This window comes from Quyinboa ferrireducens (assembly GCF_042436675.1).
GTDB lineage: Bacteria > Bacteroidota > Bacteroidia > Bacteroidales > UBA5342 > JBHJHP01.
Genome location: NZ_JBHMVA010000003.1, coordinates 255368 through 277210, shown reverse-complemented (window position 1 = coordinate 277210; position 21843 = coordinate 255368). Strand labels below are relative to the sequence as shown.

General features: G+C 37.7%; 17 protein-coding genes. 6 read left to right on the top strand and 11 right to left on the bottom strand.

Annotation, left to right across the window (positions count from 1 at the left end; translation table 11 throughout):
• Nucleotides 1-6: 6 nt before the first annotated feature.
• The 6 genes from ACE01N_RS07235 to ACE01N_RS07210 form a co-directional block, all read right to left on the bottom strand.
• Nucleotides 7-561, bottom strand: a complete 555-nt coding sequence (locus tag ACE01N_RS07235; protein ID WP_380586378.1) for an isochorismatase family protein — start codon at nt 559-561, stop codon at nt 7-9.
• 41 nt (nt 562-602) lie between these two features.
• The gene (locus tag ACE01N_RS07230; RefSeq protein ID WP_380586375.1) at nt 603-2006 is read right to left on the bottom strand and encodes a nicotinate phosphoribosyltransferase; all 1404 of its coding nucleotides are present in this window, start codon (nt 2004-2006) and stop codon (nt 603-605) included.
• A gap of 90 nt (nt 2007-2096) precedes the next feature.
• Nucleotides 2097-3044: a hypothetical protein gene (locus ACE01N_RS07225; RefSeq protein ID WP_380586373.1), complete on the bottom strand. Its 948-nt coding sequence runs from the start codon at nt 3042-3044 to the stop codon at nt 2097-2099.
• 5 nt (nt 3045-3049) lie between these two features.
• The gene (locus ACE01N_RS07220) at nt 3050-3574 is read right to left on the bottom strand and encodes an HXXEE domain-containing protein (RefSeq protein ID WP_380586370.1); all 525 of its coding nucleotides are present in this window, start codon (nt 3572-3574) and stop codon (nt 3050-3052) included.
• Nucleotides 3575-3639: 65 nt separating this feature from the next.
• A complete protein-coding gene (locus ACE01N_RS07215) occupies nt 3640-4488 on the bottom strand; it encodes an SDR family oxidoreductase (RefSeq protein ID WP_380586367.1) in 849 nt (282 codons plus the stop codon).
• Nucleotides 4489-4504: 16 nt separating this feature from the next.
• Nucleotides 4505-5614, bottom strand: coding sequence for a hypothetical protein (locus tag ACE01N_RS07210; protein WP_380586364.1), 1110 nt, complete (start codon nt 5612-5614; stop codon nt 4505-4507).
• A 461-nt stretch (nt 5615-6075) separates the two neighbouring features.
• Here ACE01N_RS07210 and ACE01N_RS07205 point away from each other — a divergent pair, with 461 nt between their 5' ends.
• The 4 genes from ACE01N_RS07205 (at nt 6076) to ACE01N_RS07190 (ending at nt 12193) form a co-directional block, all read left to right on the top strand.
• Entirely contained in the window at nt 6076-6678 is a 603-nt protein-coding gene (locus ACE01N_RS07205) for a class I SAM-dependent methyltransferase (RefSeq protein WP_380586361.1), read from the top strand.
• 300 nt (nt 6679-6978) lie between these two features.
• Nucleotides 6979-7983 carry a 3-dehydro-L-gulonate 2-dehydrogenase gene (yiaK, locus tag ACE01N_RS07200; RefSeq protein ID WP_380586358.1) on the top strand — a complete coding sequence of 335 codons (1005 nt, stop codon included), beginning with the start codon at nt 6979-6981 and terminating at the stop codon, nt 7981-7983.
• An 81-nt stretch (nt 7984-8064) separates the two neighbouring features.
• Complete coding sequence (locus ACE01N_RS07195; RefSeq protein WP_380586355.1) at nt 8065-10218, top strand: CotH kinase family protein; 2154 nt, start codon at nt 8065-8067, stop codon at nt 10216-10218.
• 145 nt (nt 10219-10363) lie between these two features.
• A complete protein-coding gene (locus ACE01N_RS07190; protein ID WP_380586352.1) occupies nt 10364-12193 on the top strand; it encodes a TlpA family protein disulfide reductase in 1830 nt (609 codons plus the stop codon).
• 97 nt (nt 12194-12290) lie between these two features.
• Here ACE01N_RS07190 and ACE01N_RS07185 read toward each other — a convergent pair whose 3' ends face one another.
• The 5 genes from ACE01N_RS07185 to ACE01N_RS07165 all read right to left on the bottom strand — a co-directional run bounded on the left by ACE01N_RS07185 (nt 12291) and on the right by ACE01N_RS07165 (nt 17716).
• Nucleotides 12291-14723 carry a glycoside hydrolase family 2 TIM barrel-domain containing protein gene (locus tag ACE01N_RS07185; protein WP_380586349.1) on the bottom strand — a complete coding sequence of 811 codons (2433 nt, stop codon included), beginning with the start codon at nt 14721-14723 and terminating at the stop codon, nt 12291-12293.
• Nucleotides 14724-14732: 9 nt separating this feature from the next.
• Entirely contained in the window at nt 14733-16130 is a 1398-nt protein-coding gene (locus tag ACE01N_RS07180; RefSeq protein ID WP_380586346.1) for an alpha/beta hydrolase family protein, read from the bottom strand.
• Between the two features lie 290 nt (nt 16131-16420).
• Nucleotides 16421-16726, bottom strand: a complete 306-nt coding sequence (locus ACE01N_RS07175; protein ID WP_380586343.1) for a hypothetical protein — start codon at nt 16724-16726, stop codon at nt 16421-16423.
• Nucleotides 16713-17087 carry a hypothetical protein gene (locus ACE01N_RS07170; RefSeq protein WP_380586340.1) on the bottom strand — a complete coding sequence of 125 codons (375 nt, stop codon included), beginning with the start codon at nt 17085-17087 and terminating at the stop codon, nt 16713-16715. Before ACE01N_RS07170 ends, ACE01N_RS07175 begins: the two co-directional genes overlap by 14 nt.
• A 164-nt stretch (nt 17088-17251) precedes the next feature.
• The gene (locus tag ACE01N_RS07165; protein WP_380586337.1) at nt 17252-17716 is read right to left on the bottom strand and encodes a hypothetical protein; all 465 of its coding nucleotides are present in this window, start codon (nt 17714-17716) and stop codon (nt 17252-17254) included.
• Between the two features lie 348 nt (nt 17717-18064).
• Between ACE01N_RS07165 and thrA the strand changes: the two genes are divergently transcribed.
• Nucleotides 18065-20488, top strand: coding sequence for a bifunctional aspartate kinase/homoserine dehydrogenase I (gene thrA / locus ACE01N_RS07160; protein ID WP_380586334.1), 2424 nt, complete (start codon nt 18065-18067; stop codon nt 20486-20488).
• A 145-nt stretch (nt 20489-20633) separates the two neighbouring features.
• Nucleotides 20634-21839: a cofactor-independent phosphoglycerate mutase gene (locus tag ACE01N_RS07155; protein WP_380586331.1), complete on the top strand. Its 1206-nt coding sequence runs from the start codon at nt 20634-20636 to the stop codon at nt 21837-21839.
• The last annotated feature ends 4 nt before the right edge of the window (nt 21840-21843 follow it).

Genomic DNA, 21843 nt, shown 5'->3' with positions numbered 1-21843 from the left:
AACAGGTTATGCACTTAATCCGTTGTACTTAATGTCATCGACAATTACGGCACCGGCTTCGTACATTTCTTTCCATGCTTTTTCTTCATCGCCCGGATTTGCTTTAACAGCTTCGGTAGCATTTTTGATCACAAATGTTTTAAAGCCGTTTTTAATGGCATCCAGAACCGTTTCCTTAACACAATATTCTGTGGTCAGACCGCAAACATATAACTCCGTTACTTCACGTTCGTTGAGCACATCTACAAGATTAACATTCGTCGCTTCAAACGCTGAATAACCATCATCGGTATCTTCTGTTCCTTTTCTCAGGACGAGATCAATATTTTTGGATCTCAGTGCAACAGGGAATTTCGATCCCAGTGAGCCTCTAACGCAATGAACCGGCCATTTTTCAAAATGAACGGATACATTCGGATGCCAATCTTTGGATGCAATGACAAAGTGGAAATCTTCCATCAGATTATTCACAACCGGAATAATGTTGTTCCCGTCTGGTGCAGGTAACGCTCCGCCGGGTAAAAAGTCATTTTGCAGGTCAACAATTAATAAAGCTTTCATACCTTTCCTGTTTTAAAGTTAATTAAAGTGTCAGGGGATATCTATTCACGATTGGTTAGCTTGTTGCGGGTCTGCATTAATTTATTACTGATCCCGACTTTATAAACGTGCGGATTTAAAAAACGTTTATATTCTTCAGGTAACTTTTTTAACCTGTTTTTTGTAAATATAGCAATTTCTTTCGATTGAGCGGAAGAAACCACAATTTTACCACTGCTTACAACCGGTTTTAATAACTCTTCAAACCTCAAGGATTGCAGATCCAAATGCTTTCCGGGTTCAGTTGGATGATACATTGCAGTTATCTGAGTGTCCTCTTCAAGTAAAATGGCATCACATTTAAATAATCCCTCTTCATCAAAATACCGAAAGATTTTTTTCTTTCCCGGGAGTGTCATTTTGGCTAGGTTTTCAGAGAATTTCATGGTGGGTGACCCATCCAGATCGGACAGTTTATAAACACCATCCAGTGCCGCATCCTCTTTCCCTGTTGCGAGAGAAGTTCCAACACCAAAAGAATCTATCGGGGCACCCTGGGATAATAAGCTTTGAATAATGAATTCATCCAGCTGATTTGAAGCTACAATTTTTGCGTCAGGAAATCCGGCCGCATCCAGCATTTTGCGGGTCTGTTTACTCAGGTACGTTAAATCGCCGCTATCCAATCGTATTCCCGCCAGTTTTTTTCCCTGACTTTTAAGCTCTTCCGCAATTTTAATGGCATTGGGCACACCGCTTTTTAAGGTGTCGTAGGTATCCACGAGCAGAATGCAATTGTCAGGAAATATTCTGGCGTAGGTTCTGAAAGCCTCCAGTTCAGTGCTGAAACTCTGTATCCACGAATGAGCCATTGTACCTGTACTAACTACTGAAAATATTTTAGCACTCAGAACATTCGAGGTGGCGTCAAATCCTCCGTTCATAGCTGCTTTTGTGGCCATTAATCCACCCAAACCCTGGGCGCGTCTCAGACCAAATTCTAAAAGCAAACGATCTCCTGCTACCATCCTCATCCGGTTGGCTTTAGTCGCAATCAGTGATTCGAAATTCAAAATATTTAATAACAGTGTTTCAATTAGCTGTGTTTCCAAAAGATTACCTTCAACTCTGACAATTGGTTCATTGGGAAATACAACTTCACCTTCCTGCACTGACCAGATATGTCCACGGAACCTGAAATTTTTAAGATGATTCACGAATTCCTTATCAAAACCCACCGATATTAAGTAGGCACAGTCGTCCTCACTGAATTTGAAATCTTTTAGAATTTCAAGAAATGTGGAAAGGCCTGAAAAGGTTACAAATCCACCTTTATATGGATTACGCCTGTAAAAATAGTCGAACGAAGCACGTTGTGTATATTTACCACTAAGGAAATATCCCTGTGCCATTGTAAGCTCATAATGATCTGTGTAAAGACCGACGGAATGATCAAATATTTTCATTTGACTAAACTTTTTCTGCTATTTATACAAAATACGGAAAATGAAACTCCCGGGAGAAATTATTTTCGGTTTTAAGATTTATTAAGGCTGTTATTGCATGTATTGTTGGAACAGGTTTGGGTTATACGCTTTTAAAATCCTGAGCATCCTTAATGTGTTCCACCTCGATGGTTGACCAACTGTTTCCATTTCAAAATGGATTTTGCCGGGATATGGCGCCTGCAAATTCCAAGTTTGTTGCTTGTTTCTTTTAGTAATAAGGTGTCGTGTTGCATCGTACATTCGGTTATCCCATGGTGAACCCGAACACTGAAAATAATCCATGGCTTTCAGAATGTCGTATCTCCAGCGGCAGGGGTAGGGCATGCGTAGAAAATCTTTCTTTATAACCATTCCTGTTTTATCGGATTTATAAAGATGATGCATTAAAATAAATTCCCGTGAAGTTGATTCAGCTTTCGTTAATTCATCAAGTCTGTATGTATACCCGTTTTTACGATACTCGTCGATTCCTTCCAGAACTGACAAGGTAGTATGTAGAGAGCTGTGGCTTGCCCCGCTTCGGTTCGACCAGCAGTTGAAACCTCCGTCAGTCATTGTCTCTGTCAGAACGAAGTCAACCACTGATTTCAGTTCTTCGGGATCGGATTTAAAATAGCTTGCGTAATTAAGGAACATACCGTTCAGGCACACATCACTGACCTTTACAGTTCCTATGGGATTCACACCACCATCGGATGCCTTTTCTTCTTTCAATATTTTGGTTAAAATAGTATTTATTGAATTTATGTCAGGATCGATTGCCAGATTTTTCAGATCGAGAAGTGTATAGTGGGTAGATGTCCATTTTGGCTGATAAAATTTTAAGCCCCAATGTCCATCTGGTCTTTGTTTTGATAGAAACATTTTTCCCCAGCCTTCCTTAGCTATTCTTGATCTCAGGTATTTTCTTTCTGTTCTCAAAAGGTCACGATGAACCTGATACTGAATGGAAACGTCTCCTGAAAGTAGCCAGTTTATAATGTTGTACAGACTCATGCGTTTTATTTTATTGATTGTAAACATTTAATTTTTGCAGCCAGTTTATGCATCAGTAACAGATTTATTGCAGCCGCACTTAAAATAATAAGCGTATAAGTTATTGTCCGGTTCAACTCAAAAAATGCAGACGTGAGATACAGGTTCAAAGTATAAATACTGTATACAGCTGTCAGTAAAGAGGTAGCCAGTGCCGGAATATAGGATCGCAACAATATGGCCTGACCAATATGCATAAGCAGGTGAAGCGTATAAACTGCAAGCAGCGATGCAAAAAGGGTATTATTTTGTACAAAGAATGCATACAGTGTAATAATTGTGACTATCAGGAATTCTTCCGCCACAATGAATGAAAAGGCCTCAGTTGTTACTGACATTTGTTTTTTTACAATAACAGGTACTGCTTTGGGAAACTTTGAAATAATTTTTGATTCAGATCTTTTTATCCAGGGACGCATGAAAATAATTTCCTCGAATTCGTGGAGCATAAATACAACCGGGAAAACCAGAATAATAAATTCAAAATTCATGTTACACAAATTTGATTCATTTTAGCAAATAAGCTTTGAAAGCCTTACAAAAAAACGAAGGCATTTTATTCTGTAAGTGACTTATAGAAATCTTTTAAATGATGCTTTCCATAGCAATCAGCTATGGTATCATCTGCCATCAGCGTCAAAAAAAATTCAATAGGACCGTATGTTTTGGATGATGTAAATGTACGAACTGTCCAAATGGTAAATTTACGTATCCAATCCGGCAGGTGCATAATTTTTACCGGCTTACCCAGCGCGTTTAAGGCCAGTTCACCAATTTCATTTTGGCTTAAAATATCCGGTCCGCCGATTTCAATTTCAGTTGTGTTTGAATTTATTGCTTCAATAAATACTTTTGCCAGATCTTCTCCATGAATGGGATTAAGTTTTTGCTCTCCGGAACCAAACAAATAAACACGTCCCTTTTTAGCCATCTCAAAGAAATCTGTCATGTCGGAGAAAAAGCCATTCGGGCGCATTATTACGTAAGATAAACCTGATTTTTTCAATGCATCCACAAATTTCTCTTTCGCTTCAAAAATTTTCAAATGGCGGTATAGGTTTCCTTTAATAGCAGAGGTGTAAATAAATTTTTGGACGCCTGCATTTTTAGCTTCCTGCATAAGGTTCATGTTAGCCTGGTAATCCACATCCATATACGTCAGACCATCTTTTTGCCGTGTGATCCCAACAGTAGAAATCACATATTTTATCCCTGTTAAGCAGTCTTTAAGAGTGTCTGGTTTGGTTACATCAGCTTTAACCACTTCAAGGTTTGGATGCCTTATATCATTTAATTTTTCAGATGTTCTGGCAATAGCACGCACAGAATAATTTTGGTTTAACAGTTCTTTTACAATGTATTTGCCAAGATATCCGGTTGCCCCTGCTACTAAAACTTTATCCATAGTTTTACATCTGAACTTATTTAAAAATGTTGTATCCTACTATTAACGAGAATCCTGAGAGATTAGATTGCCAGTATACTTCTTTTGGGAACAATTCCTTCTGGAAGTTATAACGAAGTTCAACGTTCAGTCTTTTGTTCCAACAATAGCCAACGCCAAAATTGTACGAAAAAATTACATTGTTTAAATCATATGTGGTCCGATGACCTAAATAATCAATATAAATAATGTCAGAATTAAAACCAACATCGGCGAGATAAGCAACATTTGCAAATAATTCTGATTTTGGAGAGATGGATAGATATTGCCTTATTCCAAAGGGAAATTCAAATGATGTATAACTTATTTTTGAGTAGATGGAGTTTTCAATCTTATCGGCGAAAAAGTAATTATACGAAGGGTCAATAATCAATGCAGTCCTGTTTTTTAGTATATTCATATTGAATTCAATTTCCGCACCAAATCTCATTGTCGGCTTATGTCCAAAGTGTACAGAAAAAGGCATATCTGCATGCATATATATAACCTGCATCGAATTATAACTAAAACCAGGTTTAATATAAAGGTTAAAAAGGTCATATTCCTTCTTTGCATTAAGCTTTACGTAACTATCCTGTTTACATACATTATACCGGATAAACAATGTCATAAGTTTAGAATCTGAATAGGTCAGATTTGAAAAGTCGGCATCAATTAAACCAAGGCATAAAAGTTCCGATTTCAGTAGTGTAATATAATCCTGATGATTCTCTGATTCCGGTGGTGGTAAAAGCATAGTTTCCGAATCTCTCAACTTAAAAAAGTATAGGACAGAACCTTCACTATCCTGACGGAATAAAGTTGCTTCTCCTGAAACCAAAACATTAAGAAATAAGCGTTTGTTAATTTTCGGTACTTCTGTCCATTTATACCTGATACCATCTATTATATTTACTTCAGTTACAGAATCCGCCAGAATTTTAACAACAGGTGACGACGCCGTTAACCTGTATTTAAATGCATTGAAGGTTTGGTTCAGATCTGATTCGCTGATAAAACAGTTTATTCTTTTACCGTTATTCTGAATAAAATATCCCGGTTTATATTTATTCTGGCTAAAAACTGTTAGTCCAGACAGTAACAGCATAAATAATATTGTTCGTTTGAGGTTTTGCATTTCCTGGGTCAAATATTAGATTACGTATTATAAAACATCGATTAAAAATAATACATTTATTCTAAATCACCCTGACAACAAGCAATTTTAAATTTGTCTAAGAAAATATTTTGTATCCATCGCAACATATTTCCTATGCTTCATTTTCATATTATTAATTCGCCAGCATTTTTTTATGCTGTCTCTTACAGAATCTCAATGGATATTTAAGAAAGTAGCCGTGCAGGATAATTGCCTGATAGAAATTTGTTGTTAGAAGAAAGAAAGGAGGGAATCTACAATATTCTTAGATTTAATAAGGTATAGGTTATAAACTTTTAAATCTTTGAAAACACGGGTTTTCCCTAAAAACAAAAGTCTTGAAATGTTGTTTTAGGTAAAGTTTATGTTTTTGAATCAGATCAATTGCCAAAATTTTATAAAGAACTATCATGATAGATAATTTCGCGGACAAAGCTGCAGACTGGGACAGTCCTCAAAAAATCAAAATGACAGAAAAATATGTGACCGAGCTATTAAAGCTTGTAACCCTGCATAAGAATCAAAAGGCACTTGAACTGGGTGCAGGAACTGGTCTTGTTGGGTTTAAACTGTTACCCAAACTAAATTCTGTGGTATTTGTGGATACCTCGGCAGCCATGCTTGAAATATTAAAACGAAAAATTAAACCTGATGATAAGGTTGAGCTTCTCCATGGTGATGTATTGCTTTATACTAAAAATGACATTGATCTGGTTGTTTCCAATATGGCTTTTCATCACATTATAAACATCAAAGATGTATTAAAACACTTGTATAAAATAACTTCGGATCATGCCAAAATTGTTATATCCGATCTGGTGAGTGAGGACGGTTCATTTCATAATTTTGAAGAAGTTCCTCATAAAGGCTTTGAAACAGAGGATCTTTCGGCGCAGTTTGAAGATGCGGGTTTTAAGAATATAAAGTCATACGTTTATAGTACCTTAAAGCGTGAAAAGAGTGACGGTAAAATGCATTATTATGATCAGTTTATTTTGTTAGCTGAAAAATAATAGTTATTACAAAATGCATCTGTTTCGCACCTGACTAAGTCTTAATTTTCTTCCAAATTTTTTCTGAGAATGGTTTTGTTTTCGTTTGGTATTTAAAATCTATGAATCAAAACTCGGTTGAATTCTCTCAATTTTCATATATTTTTGCAGCCTCTTCCTTTTTCTATACATTCCAGAATTGTACGGAGATATTCTTACTGTTTCGCCTGACAATTTTAGTCCGACTAAAGTTCTAATTTGCAAAACACGGCTAATTATCTTAATATTCGTGTAAATTATTCATTTTAAAGAATATTATTCATGCTGATTCAATCTCAGGAAATGGAGGATGTCCTTTTCCGGCTATTTGTAAAATATGGTTTTTCTTCAGTTAAGGCAGCCGTTTTGGCGGAGATATATACCAACAATACCATCGATGGTGTAAATTCTCATGGTATAAATCGGGTCAGGCAATTCCTCGACTATGTTGAATTGGGATTGGTTGTCCCGAATGCTGAGGCTAAAATGTTAGGATCTTTCGGTAATATGGAACGTTGGGATGGGAAACTTGGTCCCGGAATTATAAATGCTACTAAATGTACCAATCGAGCTATTGAACTGGCCAAAATGCATGGTATGGGACTGGTAGCATTGCGGAATACCAATCATTGGATGCGTGGAGGAACATATGGATGGCAGGCTGCTAATGCCGGTTGTATAGCCATTTTATTTACCAATACCAAACCCAATATGCCGGCCTGGGGTGGCAAAGACAGTAGGATTGGTAATAATCCCTTTGTTGTTGCCATTCCGCGTAAAGAAGGTCATGTTGTACTGGATATGGCTTTGTCTCAATACTCGTTTGGTAAGATTAATTCATACAAACTTGAAGGTGAAAAACTACCTTCTCCTGGTGGCTGGGATCAAAATGATGAACTTTCAAATGACCCTGAAAAAATTTTAACCAGGGAACGAGGATTACCAATAGGTTATTGGAAGGGATCAGCGTTATCCATGGTTCTTGATATAATAGCTACGGTTCTTTCAGCAGGTGATTCCACTTTTAGGATTGGACAGAAGACGCATGAATCGGGTGTGTCGCAAATCTTTCTTTGTATTGATCCGGAACGGTTTGGTGATAAGGATATCCAGGATAAACTGCTGGATGAAATTATTAATTACACACATGATGTTGAACCTATGCGGCCTGGTGAACATACCTATTATCCCGGAGAACGTACATTGTTAACCCGTCAGAAAAACCTGGAGAATGGCATTCCGGTGGATGATAAGATCTGGCAAAATGTACTTAATTTACTGGAGTGAGAGATATTTTTATAATGCGGGCATGACAAATACTTTTGCAAATCACAAAGAATTACGCTAATATGCGTAAAATTTGTGCCAATGCGCTACCTCATTATTTGGTTTTTAGTTTTAACGCCATTCCTTTATTCACAAACCAAATGGGAATCGATCGTTATTGAAGGAGATACATGGAAATATCTTCAGGCAACTTATGAACCATCTGCAGATTGGTACAAGACGGGTTTTGATGATACATCATGGAAATACGGTTCAGGAGGTTTTGGCTATGGTGATAACGATGACCTCACAATTCTCAGCAACATAAATTCTGTTTATATCAGGAAAACATTTACGGTTAGCGATGTTTCGGTTATTAATCAATTGGTTCTGGATATAGATTATGATGATGCATTTGTTTGTTATCTCAACGGAACCGAAATAGCCAGATCATCGAATCTTACGGCTCCCAGTCCGGTTTTCAATTCATCCCTAACATTCGATCATGAAGCATTGATGTACCAGGGGCAGCAGCCTGAACGTTATCTCATAGGTACTTCTGTTCTGGTGACCGGTACAAATACACTCGCAGTACAAATAATTAACGTTAGCCTTGGGTCAAGCGATATGAGTGGGAGAGTTTTTTTGACGGCAGGCCTCAATGGAGTTTCAGGATTGTACCAGACTGTTCCTTCATGGTTTACACCACCGGAGAGTGGAGAGGAAAGTAATCTGCCGCTAATCCTGATTGATACACAGGGACAAACCATACAGGATGAACCCAAGATTACGGCCCTCATGAAAGTCTTAAATGATCCGGATGGAAACAATAGTATTACAGATACAGACTTTGAATATGATGGATATATTGGTATAGAGATCAGGGGATCATCGTCCCAGTCCTTTGAAAAAAAGAATTATACATTAGAAACAAGAACAGATTCAGGTACCAATTTAAATGTGAATCTTTTAGGATTACCCAAAGAAAATGACTGGGTTTTACACGGACCCTATTCTGATAAATCGTTGATTCGGAATGCGGTGGCATATCATCTGGGCAATGAAACCGGACGATGGTCACCACGTACGCATTTTTGCGAACTCTATATTAACAACGATTATCGTGGTGTTTATCAGTTAACTGAAAAGGTTAAAAAGGATAATGACCGGGTAAATATTGCAACATTGAACCCGGATGAAATAATGGGTGATGAAGTAACCGGAGGGTATATTCTTAAAATCGACCGGCCTGATTTTGGTGCATGGACCTCTCCATGCAAAGACAGAAGTGGTCACTTCGATATTCCGATCAGTTATGTTTATCCGGAATATGAGAACATGCCACAGGTTCAGCGGGATTACATCCGTAATTATGTTACTAGTTTTGAAAATGCTCTAAAAGGCGGAGGATTTAAAGATCCTGTTACCGGTTACCGTCCCTTTATTGATGTAACGTCGTATATAGATTTCTACCTCATAAATGAACTGGGACGCAATGTGGATGGTTACCGCTTAAGTACTTATTTTTACAAGGATAAGGAGAGTAAAAATGGACGGTTAACCATGGGGCCTTTATGGGATTTTAACCTGGCTTTCGGTAATGCAGATTATTACCAGGGTGGCAACATAAGTGGTTGGGTATCGGATGGCGTAAGTGAATGGGATGGTTTGGCTATTCCTTTCTGGTGGGACAGGTTACGTGAAGATCCATGGTTTGAAGCCCAACTGAAAAAGCGTTGGAATGAACTGCGAAGAAGTGCGTACAGCAATGAGTCTATTCTGAGTTATATCGATTCATGTACAGTTCTGTTACAGGATGCCCAGCAACGCAACTTCACCCGGTTTGATGTCCTTGATATCTATATATGGCCGAATTATTACATCGGACATAGTTACACAAATGAGGTGGATTTCCTGAAAAACTGGATTACGGAACGATTGGTATGGATGGACACCCAGATTGATATGATAGCTACATCAAATTACGGGTTGACTTCAACGGGGTTGAGAATATTTCCGAATCCATTCAAAGATAATGTTACGTTTCAGTTTACGCTGCCTGATAAAGCGGAAGTTGAATTAAGGATTCAAACCATAACAGGAATGGAAATATATCATCAGCTTAATACCTTTAATCCGGGTAGTCATCAAATTAGCCTCAGTGAAGATATCACCGGTTCAGGTCCAAACCTGTTTATATTTTCATTAAAAGTAAACGGTGAATCCATATCATCGGGTAAGCTGGTGAAAAATTAGGAGGATTTTTCTATCTAAATATTATTCTATAAGCTCATGGGACAGTGTTTGTACTATTCGAAACCTGTTGATATTTGCCGATGTATTTGACGTATACATTTTTTAATTACCTTTATAACAGATTACTAATTACGTTATAAATACCGTGAAAAAAATTTTAATTCTTTTTGTCATTCTTTTTATTACTTCCGTTAGTTGTAGTCCTTCAGGAAAAACAGTAAAGATACCTGAAAGTATCCATGGGAATTATTTTGATATAAATGCTGATGATTTCTGGGTTTATTCCATTCAGGAGGATTTTGTTATTAGTGATTGTAAATTCTGGGAAATTAAAAAAGTAGTTGACAAAAAAAAGTTCATTAAGCTTGTTCTGGGGAATAATAATAAGCAAAAGAATTTGGTTGTTAGCAAAATTTCGGATAATGCATTTCAATTCAAAGATGATAATGCAAGCAGAATTTGTAAAACAAATAATGACAGATCGGGAAGAATTGCCCGAAATCTGCCATTTACTCTACATCCTGGTTCGGTTACTATTTTAGGTTTTATAAAAAACTATGAGAAGTATAAAACGGAAAATCCAGTAATTGAGTTTACTTATAATAATTATGTATTAACTAAGGAAAACTCAGAGTATGCTAAAATTGATAGTTTGGGTAGGTTTGCATTGAGAATGGAATTATTGTCAGCACAGGATATTATGTATAAGTTTAAGAATGAGCTTCATAATCTGTTTGTTTCACCGGGTGATAGCATCATGCTTTATTTTGATCCCGACGGTGAGGAAAACACGAATTATCAGGGAGGCCATTCTGATGTATGTTATGACATGCAGGAAACCTATAATACCAGGTGTAAATTAAACAATGCAAGGGAAAATAATCGTCAGTTTGGAAAACCTTTTAATGAATACAAACTGTACAGAGAAACAGTAAGAAATAACGAACTGGATTATCTACAGCAATATTCAGACAAGCCATATTGTACCAAAATATTTAAAATCTGGTATGACAAGACTTCTTATCTGGATAATATTATGGAATTACTCAAATGTAATCTCAAATATCATAATCTGGGCGATAAGAATTCAGAAAAGAGAGCCTTCGATAATTTTGTGAGCAAGTTTAAAGCGGAAGTGAACATGAATGATACATTGGCAGCACTATCAGGATTATATTTCTTTTATACGCTATCTGTAAGTGAACTATTGTATGATTTTAGAAATGCCTATAAAGAAGCACATCTGCAAAACAAAAAATATATTAGTGAAAATGAATTTCTTAACAATAATGAAAAGCTTAAACTACTGGATAAAACTGCATATAAAATTATGGCAAATAATGTATTGAGTATGTCACCTGGAAGATTTAGAGATATTGTTTGTTCAAATTTGGTTGCCAAAGTTTTAGATTACCGTCAAACAGATAATGTTGAGTATGTTTATACATTGGTTAAAGATAAGATTGATTATATTCCATATCTGTACATGCTTACCGGTCATATTAATGATTTTCAGGGAAAAGAGAAAGCACTTACTGCATTTCCTGTGAACCAATGGCAATCCGGTGAAAGCGGCGAAGTTCTATTAAAATCAATCATTAATACGGATAAAGGGAAAAACATAATTCTTGACTTCTGGTTCACGGGTTGTGGCGCGTGCAGAACAGGCTTCAAAGCAATTAATGCCTTTAAAAAAGAAGTGGAATCGGAAGCTAATGTGGTATTTGTTTATTTATGTTTTAATTCAAGTGAAAAAGATTGGAAATTTGTATCCAACGAGTTTGATCTGCTTGATCGTAATTATTTGCTAAATTCTGATCAGACTGCGTTTTTTAAAAAGAACTTTTCCTTATCAGGCGCACCCAGGTATATTCTGATAAATTCAGACGGAAAGATAGTGGATGATAACTTTAAATTTCCAAAAGAAAAAGCACAATTTATTCATGACCTGAAGAGTAGCTTACAGCTTGATTAAATTTACAGAGAAACACATCTACTTATGATTTATAAAAAACATAGGCAGTACCCTTTAATTTTAAGATACTGCCTATGATATGAATATTGTAAAAGCGTTACTTCGTCTCCAGGGTTGTTACAGCTTTCTTCAACCCATCCGATGTCGCTTCAATAATGATTTTTCCCGGATCAACACCTGATTGTACAATTAACATGGCTTTACCGTAAAAAAGGTTTACGGAGGCGGACTGAAAGCCTTTAAACGACTGTGGATTGCCGTTTCCGACGCCTGCAATTTTTCCCTCACCTTTGATTGATATGCTAATTTTATTGTCAGCAAGCGGATATACATTCCCTTCTTTATCCACCGCTTCTAAAAGAATGAATGACAGATTTGAACCATCAGCTTTGATGACTTTTCTATCAGGTGATATTCTCAGTTTAACCGGATCGCTGGTTGTTGTTAGTATCTGTTCGCCAATTTTTTTTCCATGTAAGTAAGCCACAGCTTTCAATTCGCCGGGTTCATATTTTACCTTGTCCCACATCAACCGGAAGCGGTCGACGGATTTACCTGCCCTCGGATTTTTACATTTTTTACCAAGTGATTTGCCGTTCAGGAACAGTTCGGCACAGTCCCCGTTTGTGTAAACAAATACCGGTGTAATTTCACCTTCACGACCTTCCCAGTTCCAGTGTGGAAGAATATGAATTGTTGTTTCGTCAGGTTTCCAGTAACTTTTGTACAGGTAATAGCGATCCTTGGGAATACCGCATAAATCCACAATGCCAAAATATGAACTACGCGATGCATTTTCATCGGTCATGCCATGTTCTTTTACCCAGCGGTTATCGTAAGGTGTTGGTTCACCAATATAATCAAAACCGGTCCAGACAAACTCTCCGGCTACGTATGGTTCTTCCTGCTGCCATTTAAAGTCATCATCCGGAATCTCTGCCCAATAAGGCGCATTCAGATCGTAAGATGAAATCTGCAGCGAGTTTGTAAAATCATCCGGTTTTTTCGGTAGCGGAAATTCATAGAATCCTCTGGTGCTTAATGTAGATGCAGATTCTGAAACGATAACAGCTTTTTCTGGTTCCAGTTGTCTGGCAAGCTCATATCTGCGTTGATAGTTCCATGAATGCACATCATATAAATCGAAATGACGGTTTGCAGCCTGCCCCGTCATATCGCACGCCATGGTTACAGGACGGGTAGGGTCATATTTATGCACATAATTTACCATGGTATGCAGCCGCCACAGTCCGTTATTACTGTTGGTCTGTACATCGTGCATTTCGTTGCCGACACTCCAGATAAAAATACTTGGATGATTGCGGTCCCGTTTTACAAAATTTCCAATATTCCGTTTTGCAAAAGCATCAAAATCTGTGGTGTCAGTGATATCTGCTTTGCGGTCGTATTTATCGAATGCCTCATTATAGACCAGTAAACCCATACTGTCACAAAGCTCAAGCAATTCGGGTGCGGGCACATTATGGCTGGTTCTAATGGCATTACATCCCATACTCTGCATAATCTGTAACTGCCGTTCCATCGCACCTTTATTAAATGCCATTCCTAAAGGGCCAAGATCCGAGTGCAGATTCACCCCTTTAAGCTGAATCCTGCAATTGTTCAGATAAAAACCATTGTCTGCTGTAAATCGCATTTCCCTTACCCCAAACGTGGATTTGTAGGTATCCATCAGCTCATTATTTCTGTAAACCCTGGTAATCACGGTATAAATATTGGGGTGAGCCACATCCCACCTTTGCGGTTCGCTCAGGGTAAGAGTGGTTTCCAGCCTTTGTGCTGAGCCCGAAGCAATATTTCCTTTAACGGATTTTTCTGCGACCAACTCTTTTTCAGGATTCATAATGCTGTGTTTAACGGTAACTTCAGAACCGGCGGCTGATGCATTTCGAATGATTGTTCCAATGCGTACATCCGCGTAATTTGGTTTAATAACCGGCGTTGTAATTTGGGTTCCCCATGTATCTACGTGAACCGGATTCACTGCGACCAATGTTATTTTTCTGAAAATTCCGCCACCGGGATACCATCGGCTGTCATGATTTCGTGTGTCAGCATGGATCGCGAGTATATTTTCCGAACCTGTTTTTAAGAAATCTGTAATGTTCAGATAAAAGGAATTGTAACCGTAATCCCATTGACCCGCAAATTTTCCATTGACATAAATCTTTGGGAATGCCATAATACCGTCACATACCAGGTAAATCTGCTTTCCACTATAATTTTCAGTAAGGTTCAGTTTTTTCCGGTACCATCCTTCATCTTTCCATGGTAACTTACCGGTACTACCGTTTCCGTCCTTGATGAACGGACCTGCTATGGCCCAGTCGTGAGGAACAGAAACAGTCTCCCAATTGCTGTCATCAAAGTTGATTTTATAGGCATCAACTGCTTCTCCTTTATGGAATTTCCATTCTGACTGAAGTACGGTTTCGATACGTTGTTGTGCCCGTGTAGCAACCGAAATAGTTGCAATAAGTAAAACTGCAGTAAAAAATTTAAATCTCATAAAAATTGGTTAGTTAGTTTGTTCTTTTATCCAGTTAGTCATAATCTCCAATGCTTCCGGTGAAAAGGTTTCTTCTATTTTCCCGTAATCAGCAGGATTGCCGGTTTCAGAGTGTTGAAATAAGTGGTTTAAACCGGTCAACTCTTTTACGGTAACATTTTTATTGCCACCTTTTTTTAAAGCCAACTCTATCGCAGGCAGGTTATCTTTTGGCGGAACCTGAAGATCATTTTCCCCGTTCAGAGCCAGAACAGGACATTTAACTTTTTCAAGGGTAGGAGCAGGATTATATTTAATAAAATTCAGCATCCACGGGGTGGTAATGGCATCTGTTTGCATCTTTACAAAATTTGCTTTATCCATTCCGGGAGGCACAGTCATATTAGCGTTTTTATTCACTGCATTGGAAATTATTGCTCTGATTTGATTTTTTAGTCCCGTTGTATCCCTGGCATTGAGAATTAAATCAAAGATTTTTTTGTTATTACTTTGCTGAGCTGCTATATCATTATCACTCATCCCTGAAACTTTACCTATTAATTTCTGTTGTTCCAGCAGGATTTTATCTCCACGCAGCCCCGGACCTGCAAGAAGTACAATAAAATCTACATCGGGCCGGTCATCTGCTACAATTGGAGCTATAAGTCCGCCCTCGCTGTGACCAATAAGGCCAATTTTTTTAGGATCAATACTCGTTTGAGTTTTGAGAAAATCCAGGGCACTTTCCACATCTTTAACAAAATCGTTGCTTGTAGCAGCTTGAAAATCGCCTGTTGATTTGCCTACACCGCGATCGTCGTAACGCAATACAGCAATGCCATGCCTCGTAAGATAATCGGCTATAATAAGGAAGGGCTTATGCCCGAAGATTTCTTCGTTTCTGTCCTGAGGACCGCTCCCGGTGATCAGGATCACTGCAGGATATTTCCCTTCGGCGGAGGGTAGGGTTAATGTTCCGGCGAGGGTTATGTCGTCCTTTTTATTTTCAAAGGTCACCTCTTTTTCCTTGTACGGATAGGGTTGAACAGGATCCTGAGGTCTTTTGACCGTTTCTTTTTTAACTGCTTCATGCCTGAGAACAAGAGGAATGGATTGCCCTATTTGTGTGAATGTACCTACAATGGAATCGGTCATGTACGTTCCTGTATACTTTAATGCAATGTTAGAAACCTCTATTGTCAGCTCCGGTTCGTTATACTCAATTTTTGATACGGGTATACCAAATGCACTCTGATCAGGACTGTCCATTTTGGCATCAAGTCCCTGATCTGTTTTACTGATGTGGAACACAAGCCTGAGCTGCATGCCCTGTACCTTTAATAAACCATTCCATGTTCCGCTTATATCCTGCGAAAAAGCAGAAACTGTTAAGAATAAAATGCAAGTAAGAAATACGTGTTTTTTCATGGTATTTATTAGTATTTATACATATCAAATGACCTTAATTCAACTAAAGAAAAAGAGTTGTAAAGTTACCTTATATTTCAAATTTTAACAATAGCAATTGTGCAACTGCTATTTAACAGATAGGAGATGGTAATTTCTTTTAAGATTAATGAATAGTGGCGTTTAAATCGAATCAAGTTGAGGTTGTTCTCCAAAGCTTGGAAGTAATGACCAGCCTTGTTAGGGTATCAATATCAATAACAAAAAATTATTTAATTGGAATTTATGATATGAAATAAAGGACATAGATTTTAATCATTCTTTTTCCTCCAGAACCTATAGGTAATGCCATTACCTGAATAATTTCTGTAAATAAATTGAATGACATCTGCATCCAATTGAACAGCTCTTGTTCTTGCCTGGTTTTCAGTGTATATAGTTTCAGTTGCTATTGGGATATACATCATGTATAATTGGAGCGATGTCTCTTGGTCTCCAGGTCTTACTTCAATATTTAATTCTTCTGGAGTTAAAGGTACTTTTTTTGATTTACAAGAGTAAACAAACGAAAAAGTAGCAGTCAGAAATAATATTACGAAAAATTTATTCAGTTTCATTTATACGCTGTTTTAGAGCAAGATATATATCTTCTTTAGGAATGTATGATTCTATGACTTGGTTTTGTTGCGTATGCACAAGTTTTACTATTTCTCCACGCACAGTTATTCGTGCTGAACCCGGAACAAATGGAATATAACTGGGGACATACATTAAAAATGAGAATATTTTATTGGTTACTCCCTGATCTATGATAACTGTTAAATTAATTATCCCGTCACCATCATCTTGTTCTACACTTTTATTTATTTGGGCTATTATTGTGTCTTCTTTAGTTAAAGGAATGAGACCATAAGCCATAGTCCAAAATGTTTTTTTTACTTCAAATGTATCAATAGTGATTAATTCTTCTCCTTTCATTACGATATTATTATCCTGATCGTAAAGAAAAGCACTCATAGATGCAGGATATTCGAGTTTGGAGAATGTTAAGGATCCTTTGCTGGCACTGCAACTGTATATTAGTAAAACAGATAACATTAGAAGCAAGGAATTGTATTTTATCAAATTCATATTAACGAGCTTTAGTCTTTCATAAATGGATAACTAACGGTACCTTTCAATTTACCTTTAGTATAAGAGCTATATACAAAAAGCCAATAACCACCAGCAACGTTGAAATCCACAGAATTTATTCTGAGTGACACGTAAGAATCACCTGTATCAATCATGGGTAATAATTGTGCATCAATTTTATTACTACCTTCATTTAGAGTTGAATATCCGTAAACATATACGGCACTCCAGAAATAATCAAAATTTTGAATGTTAGCAGTAAATTCACTTCGTGAATATTGAAGTGTGTCAATTTGCTGTTTTCCCCCAATTGTTCTGATGTTTCCAACCATTACCGGTTGCGTCACATTTGCTGATGTAATAACTAGTTTGGGTGCCCAACAACCTTCCACAACAAATAGTAAGAAACTGTACAATAAAAACTTCTTTGCTTTTCGGATATAAGGTCTTTGTGATAGGGTAAAGAGATTCATATATACAAATTGAAGGTAACTTGACTTAACAGATGTTAAAGGTATTATATTTCTTCAAAAATATCAAATAATAAATTTTAAAGAAGAAACCTCTAAATTGCTTTATTCTAATTGGTGATAATTAATAAATAATAGTTTTTATCGTATTTGGGCTCTAATATAATTTTAAAGTATGGATAAATTTAATTAATATTGCAGCCGAAAATACTTTCTGTATAAGTAAGACATAATGCACGCTATGTTAAATACAACAACAATGACAACAACCCCCTGGGGGGGTAAATGATATAATTGTGTGTATACAACGTGTTCTTTAATGGTCTTATTAATTTCCAATTTTCAAATAATATGCGAGTTTTAAAATTTGGCGGTACTTCTGTAGGATCTGCTGAAAATATTTTGCGGGTTAAAAAAATTGTTGAAGCCCGTTCGGAAAGGATAGTAGTTGTAGTATCTGCTATTGGCGGAGTAACAGACTTGCTCCTTGAAACAGCAGCTTATGCACAGAAAGGTGATGAAAAATACTTGGAATATTTTGAGAAGCTTCATACACGTCATCAGATTATTATAGATGAGTTGCTTTCAAACGGACTTCATCAGGACGTGAAAAGTCAGATCGATAAATTGCTGGATGAACTCAAAAATATTTATACCGGTGTTTACCTGATCCAGGAACTTTCTGATCGCACATCAGACATCATTGTATCTTACGGTGAGAGGATGTCTTCAATCATTCTGGCGAGTGTTTTAGGTGGAGTGCCTAATAAAGATGCGCGCAAATTTATTAAGACACGTCCTTCCTTTGGTAAAAACGTGGTTGATTTTGAAATTACCGATGAGCTGATCAGTGCTGCATTTACAGCGATGCCTCAGCTGTCTGTGGTGCCGGGATTTATAGCCAGTAATACAAAAGGTGAAATTACTACTCTGGGGCGTGGAGGTTCAGATTATACTGCTGCTATTATTGCTGCCGCACTGGAAGCAGATATGCTTGAAATATGGACTGATGTGGATGGTTTTATGACAGCTGATCCCAAAGTGATTAAAAATGCATATCCCATTGAAAAGCTGAGTTACTCAGAGGCCATGGAATTGTCACATTTTGGTGCTAAGGTTATTTATCCGCCAACTATATATCCGGTTCTTTTAAAAGAGATTCCGGTTATGATTAAAAATACCATAAATCCTGAAGTTGTTGGAACACTGATAAGTAAAGAAAGAGATTCCGGTAAAGCCATCAAGGGTATTTCTTCTATTAACGATACTTGTCTTATTACTATTCAGGGAATTGGGATGGTTGGTGTAATCGGCATCAATCACCGCTTGTTTGAAGCTCTGGCCAAAGCCAACATCAGTGTCTTCCTGGTTTCTCAGGCCTCGTCTGAAAATTCAACTTCTTTCGCTATAAAAAACGCCGATGCAGAAAAAGCAGAACGGGCCATACGCATGGAGTTTGCAAAGGAATTTGAATTTGGTGATATCAACCATATTATCATAGAAAAGGATTTAGCCACAATTGCTATTGTCGGTGAGAATATGAAGCATACGCCAGGTATAGCAGGTAAGTTGTTTCAGACTTTAGGAAAAAATGGTATCAATGTAATTGCTTGTGCACAGGGAGCGTCTGAGCTGAATATTTCATTTGTTATTAAGCTTGAAAGCTTGCGTAAGGCATTGAATGTTATACATGAATCGTTCTTCCTGTCTGAATATATCGAGTTGAACCTGTTTATGGTTGGTGTAGGAACTGTTGGAAGTGACTTATTGCAGCAACTTGCCAAACAGCAGCAAAAGCTTAAGGAGGAACACCAGCTTAGAATCAGACTGGTGGGTATTTCCAATTCAAAGAAATATGTGTTGGATCGGAATGGCATAGAAATATCTGATTACAGAAAGTTACTGGATGAATCAGCTAAAGTCAGTAATTTGGTTGAATATCAGAAGTCAATTATTGATCTGAATATGTTCAATTCGGTTTTTGTGGATTGTACAGCAAGTGATGCAGTGGCTAAATTGTACAACGATCTGTTGAAGCACAACGTGCATGTAGTTACCGCCAATAAAGTTGCAGCATCTTCAGCTTATGATAATTATAAGGAATTAAAATCCATAGCACAAAGACGTGGTGTGAAGTTTTTATTTGAAACCAATGTTGGGGCTGGACTTCCGATCATAAATACCATGAATGCATTGATGAAAAGTGGTGATAAGATTATTAAACTCGAAGCAGTTCTTTCCGGTACACTAAATTTCATTTTCAATACATTAAGTTCTGATATTCCATTGAGTAAAGCTATCTTAATGGCTAAGCAGGCCGGGTATTCCGAACCGGATCCTAGAATTGACCTGAGTGGGGTGGATGTGATCCGGAAACTGGTCATTCTCTCGCGCGAAGCAGGCTATAAAGTTGAGCAGAATGATGTTCAGATGAAACCTTTTATTCCTCAGGATTGTTTTGATGGAACACTGGATGAGTTCTGGAGTAAAGTGAGTGAATTGGATGGCGAATTTGAAGAAAAACGCAAAGTTCTGGATGGCGAAAGCAAAAAATGGCGTTACGTGGCCACAATGGAAAATGGTTCATGCAGTGTAGAACTTAAGGAAGTGGGTAGTAAACATCCGTTTTATGATCTTGAAGGGAGTAATAATATTATACTGATAACCACAGAACGCTATAATGAATACCCGATGATGATTAAAGGGTATGGAGCAGGAGCAAGTGTTACCGCAGCAGGCGTGTTTGCGGATATCATTAGTATTGCGAATCCTTAGGAGTAATAAGTTAATTAGTAGTAAGTTATAAGTGAAAAGTAGAAAGTAAAAGAGTTATGAGTCAGTCACAAGTAACCCGGTAACCCGTAACTTGTAATTTGTCTTGATTCCCGATACTTGATACATGATACTGAAAATAGAATAAATGAAATATATTGTCATTTTAGGAGATGGGATGGCTGACCAACGGGAGCCGGAGCTTGATAATAAAACTCCGCTGATGGTGGCCGGGAAGCCCTGGATTGATTTGGTAGCGAAAAATGGACAAAGTGGAATGCTTCACACGGTACCGGATGAGTTTCATCCGGGAAGTGAAATCGCAAACCTTTCAGTAATGGGGTATAATGTGGCTGAGGTTTTCGAAGGCCGTGGTTCATTGGAAGCTGCCAGCATGGGTGTTGAACTAAAAGATGGAGACCTGGCATTACGGTGCAATCTTATTTGTGTAGAAGGTGATATTCTGAAAAACCATTCTGCCGGTCATATCAGTGATAAGGAAGCTGCAGAATTGGTGGCTTACCTGAATGAAAATTTATGTCCCCAGGGAGTAACCATATATCCGGGTGTGAGTTATCGTCATCTGATGGTGATTAAAAATGGCAGTAAAGCGGTTAAATGTACACCGCCACACGATGTGCCGGGAACTCCGTTTGAAGATGTATTGCCCAAAGCAGCAAATGAAGATGGACAAGAGACAGCAGAACTTATTCGTTCCATGATCCTGAAATCGCAGGAACTATTGGATAACCATCCTGTGAACGTCGCAAGGAAAGCTGCCGGTAAGGATCCGGCAAATTCAATCTGGCCATGGTCTCCCGGATTCCGGCCAGCTATGAAAACCATGAAGGAACTGTACGGTGTAAACAGCTCGGCGGTTATTTCTGCAGTGGACCTGATTCGTGGAATTGGTGTGTATGCCGGCATGGAAGTGATTATGGTTGAAGGTGCCACCGGACTTTACAATACCAACTATGAAGGCAAAGCTCAGGCAGCTCTTGATGCATTAAAACGCCACGATTTTGTATATCTTCATATCGAAGCCAGCGATGAAGCGGGCCATGAAGGAGATTATAAATTAAAGACCAAAACGATAGAGTACCTTGATTACAGAGTGGTGAAAACTATTTGGGAAGAGACGCAAAAATGGGATGAAGAAGTTGCCATAGCCATTCTTCCGGATCACCCGACACCATGGAAAATAAAAACACATACAAGAGAGGCTATTCCTTTTGTGATTTATAAGCCCGGACTTAAACCTGACAATGTTGTACAATATGACGAGGATGCCTGCAAGAAAGGTGTGATTGGCGAATTATCCGGAAATGAATTTATGAAACTGTTTTTAAAATAGTAAA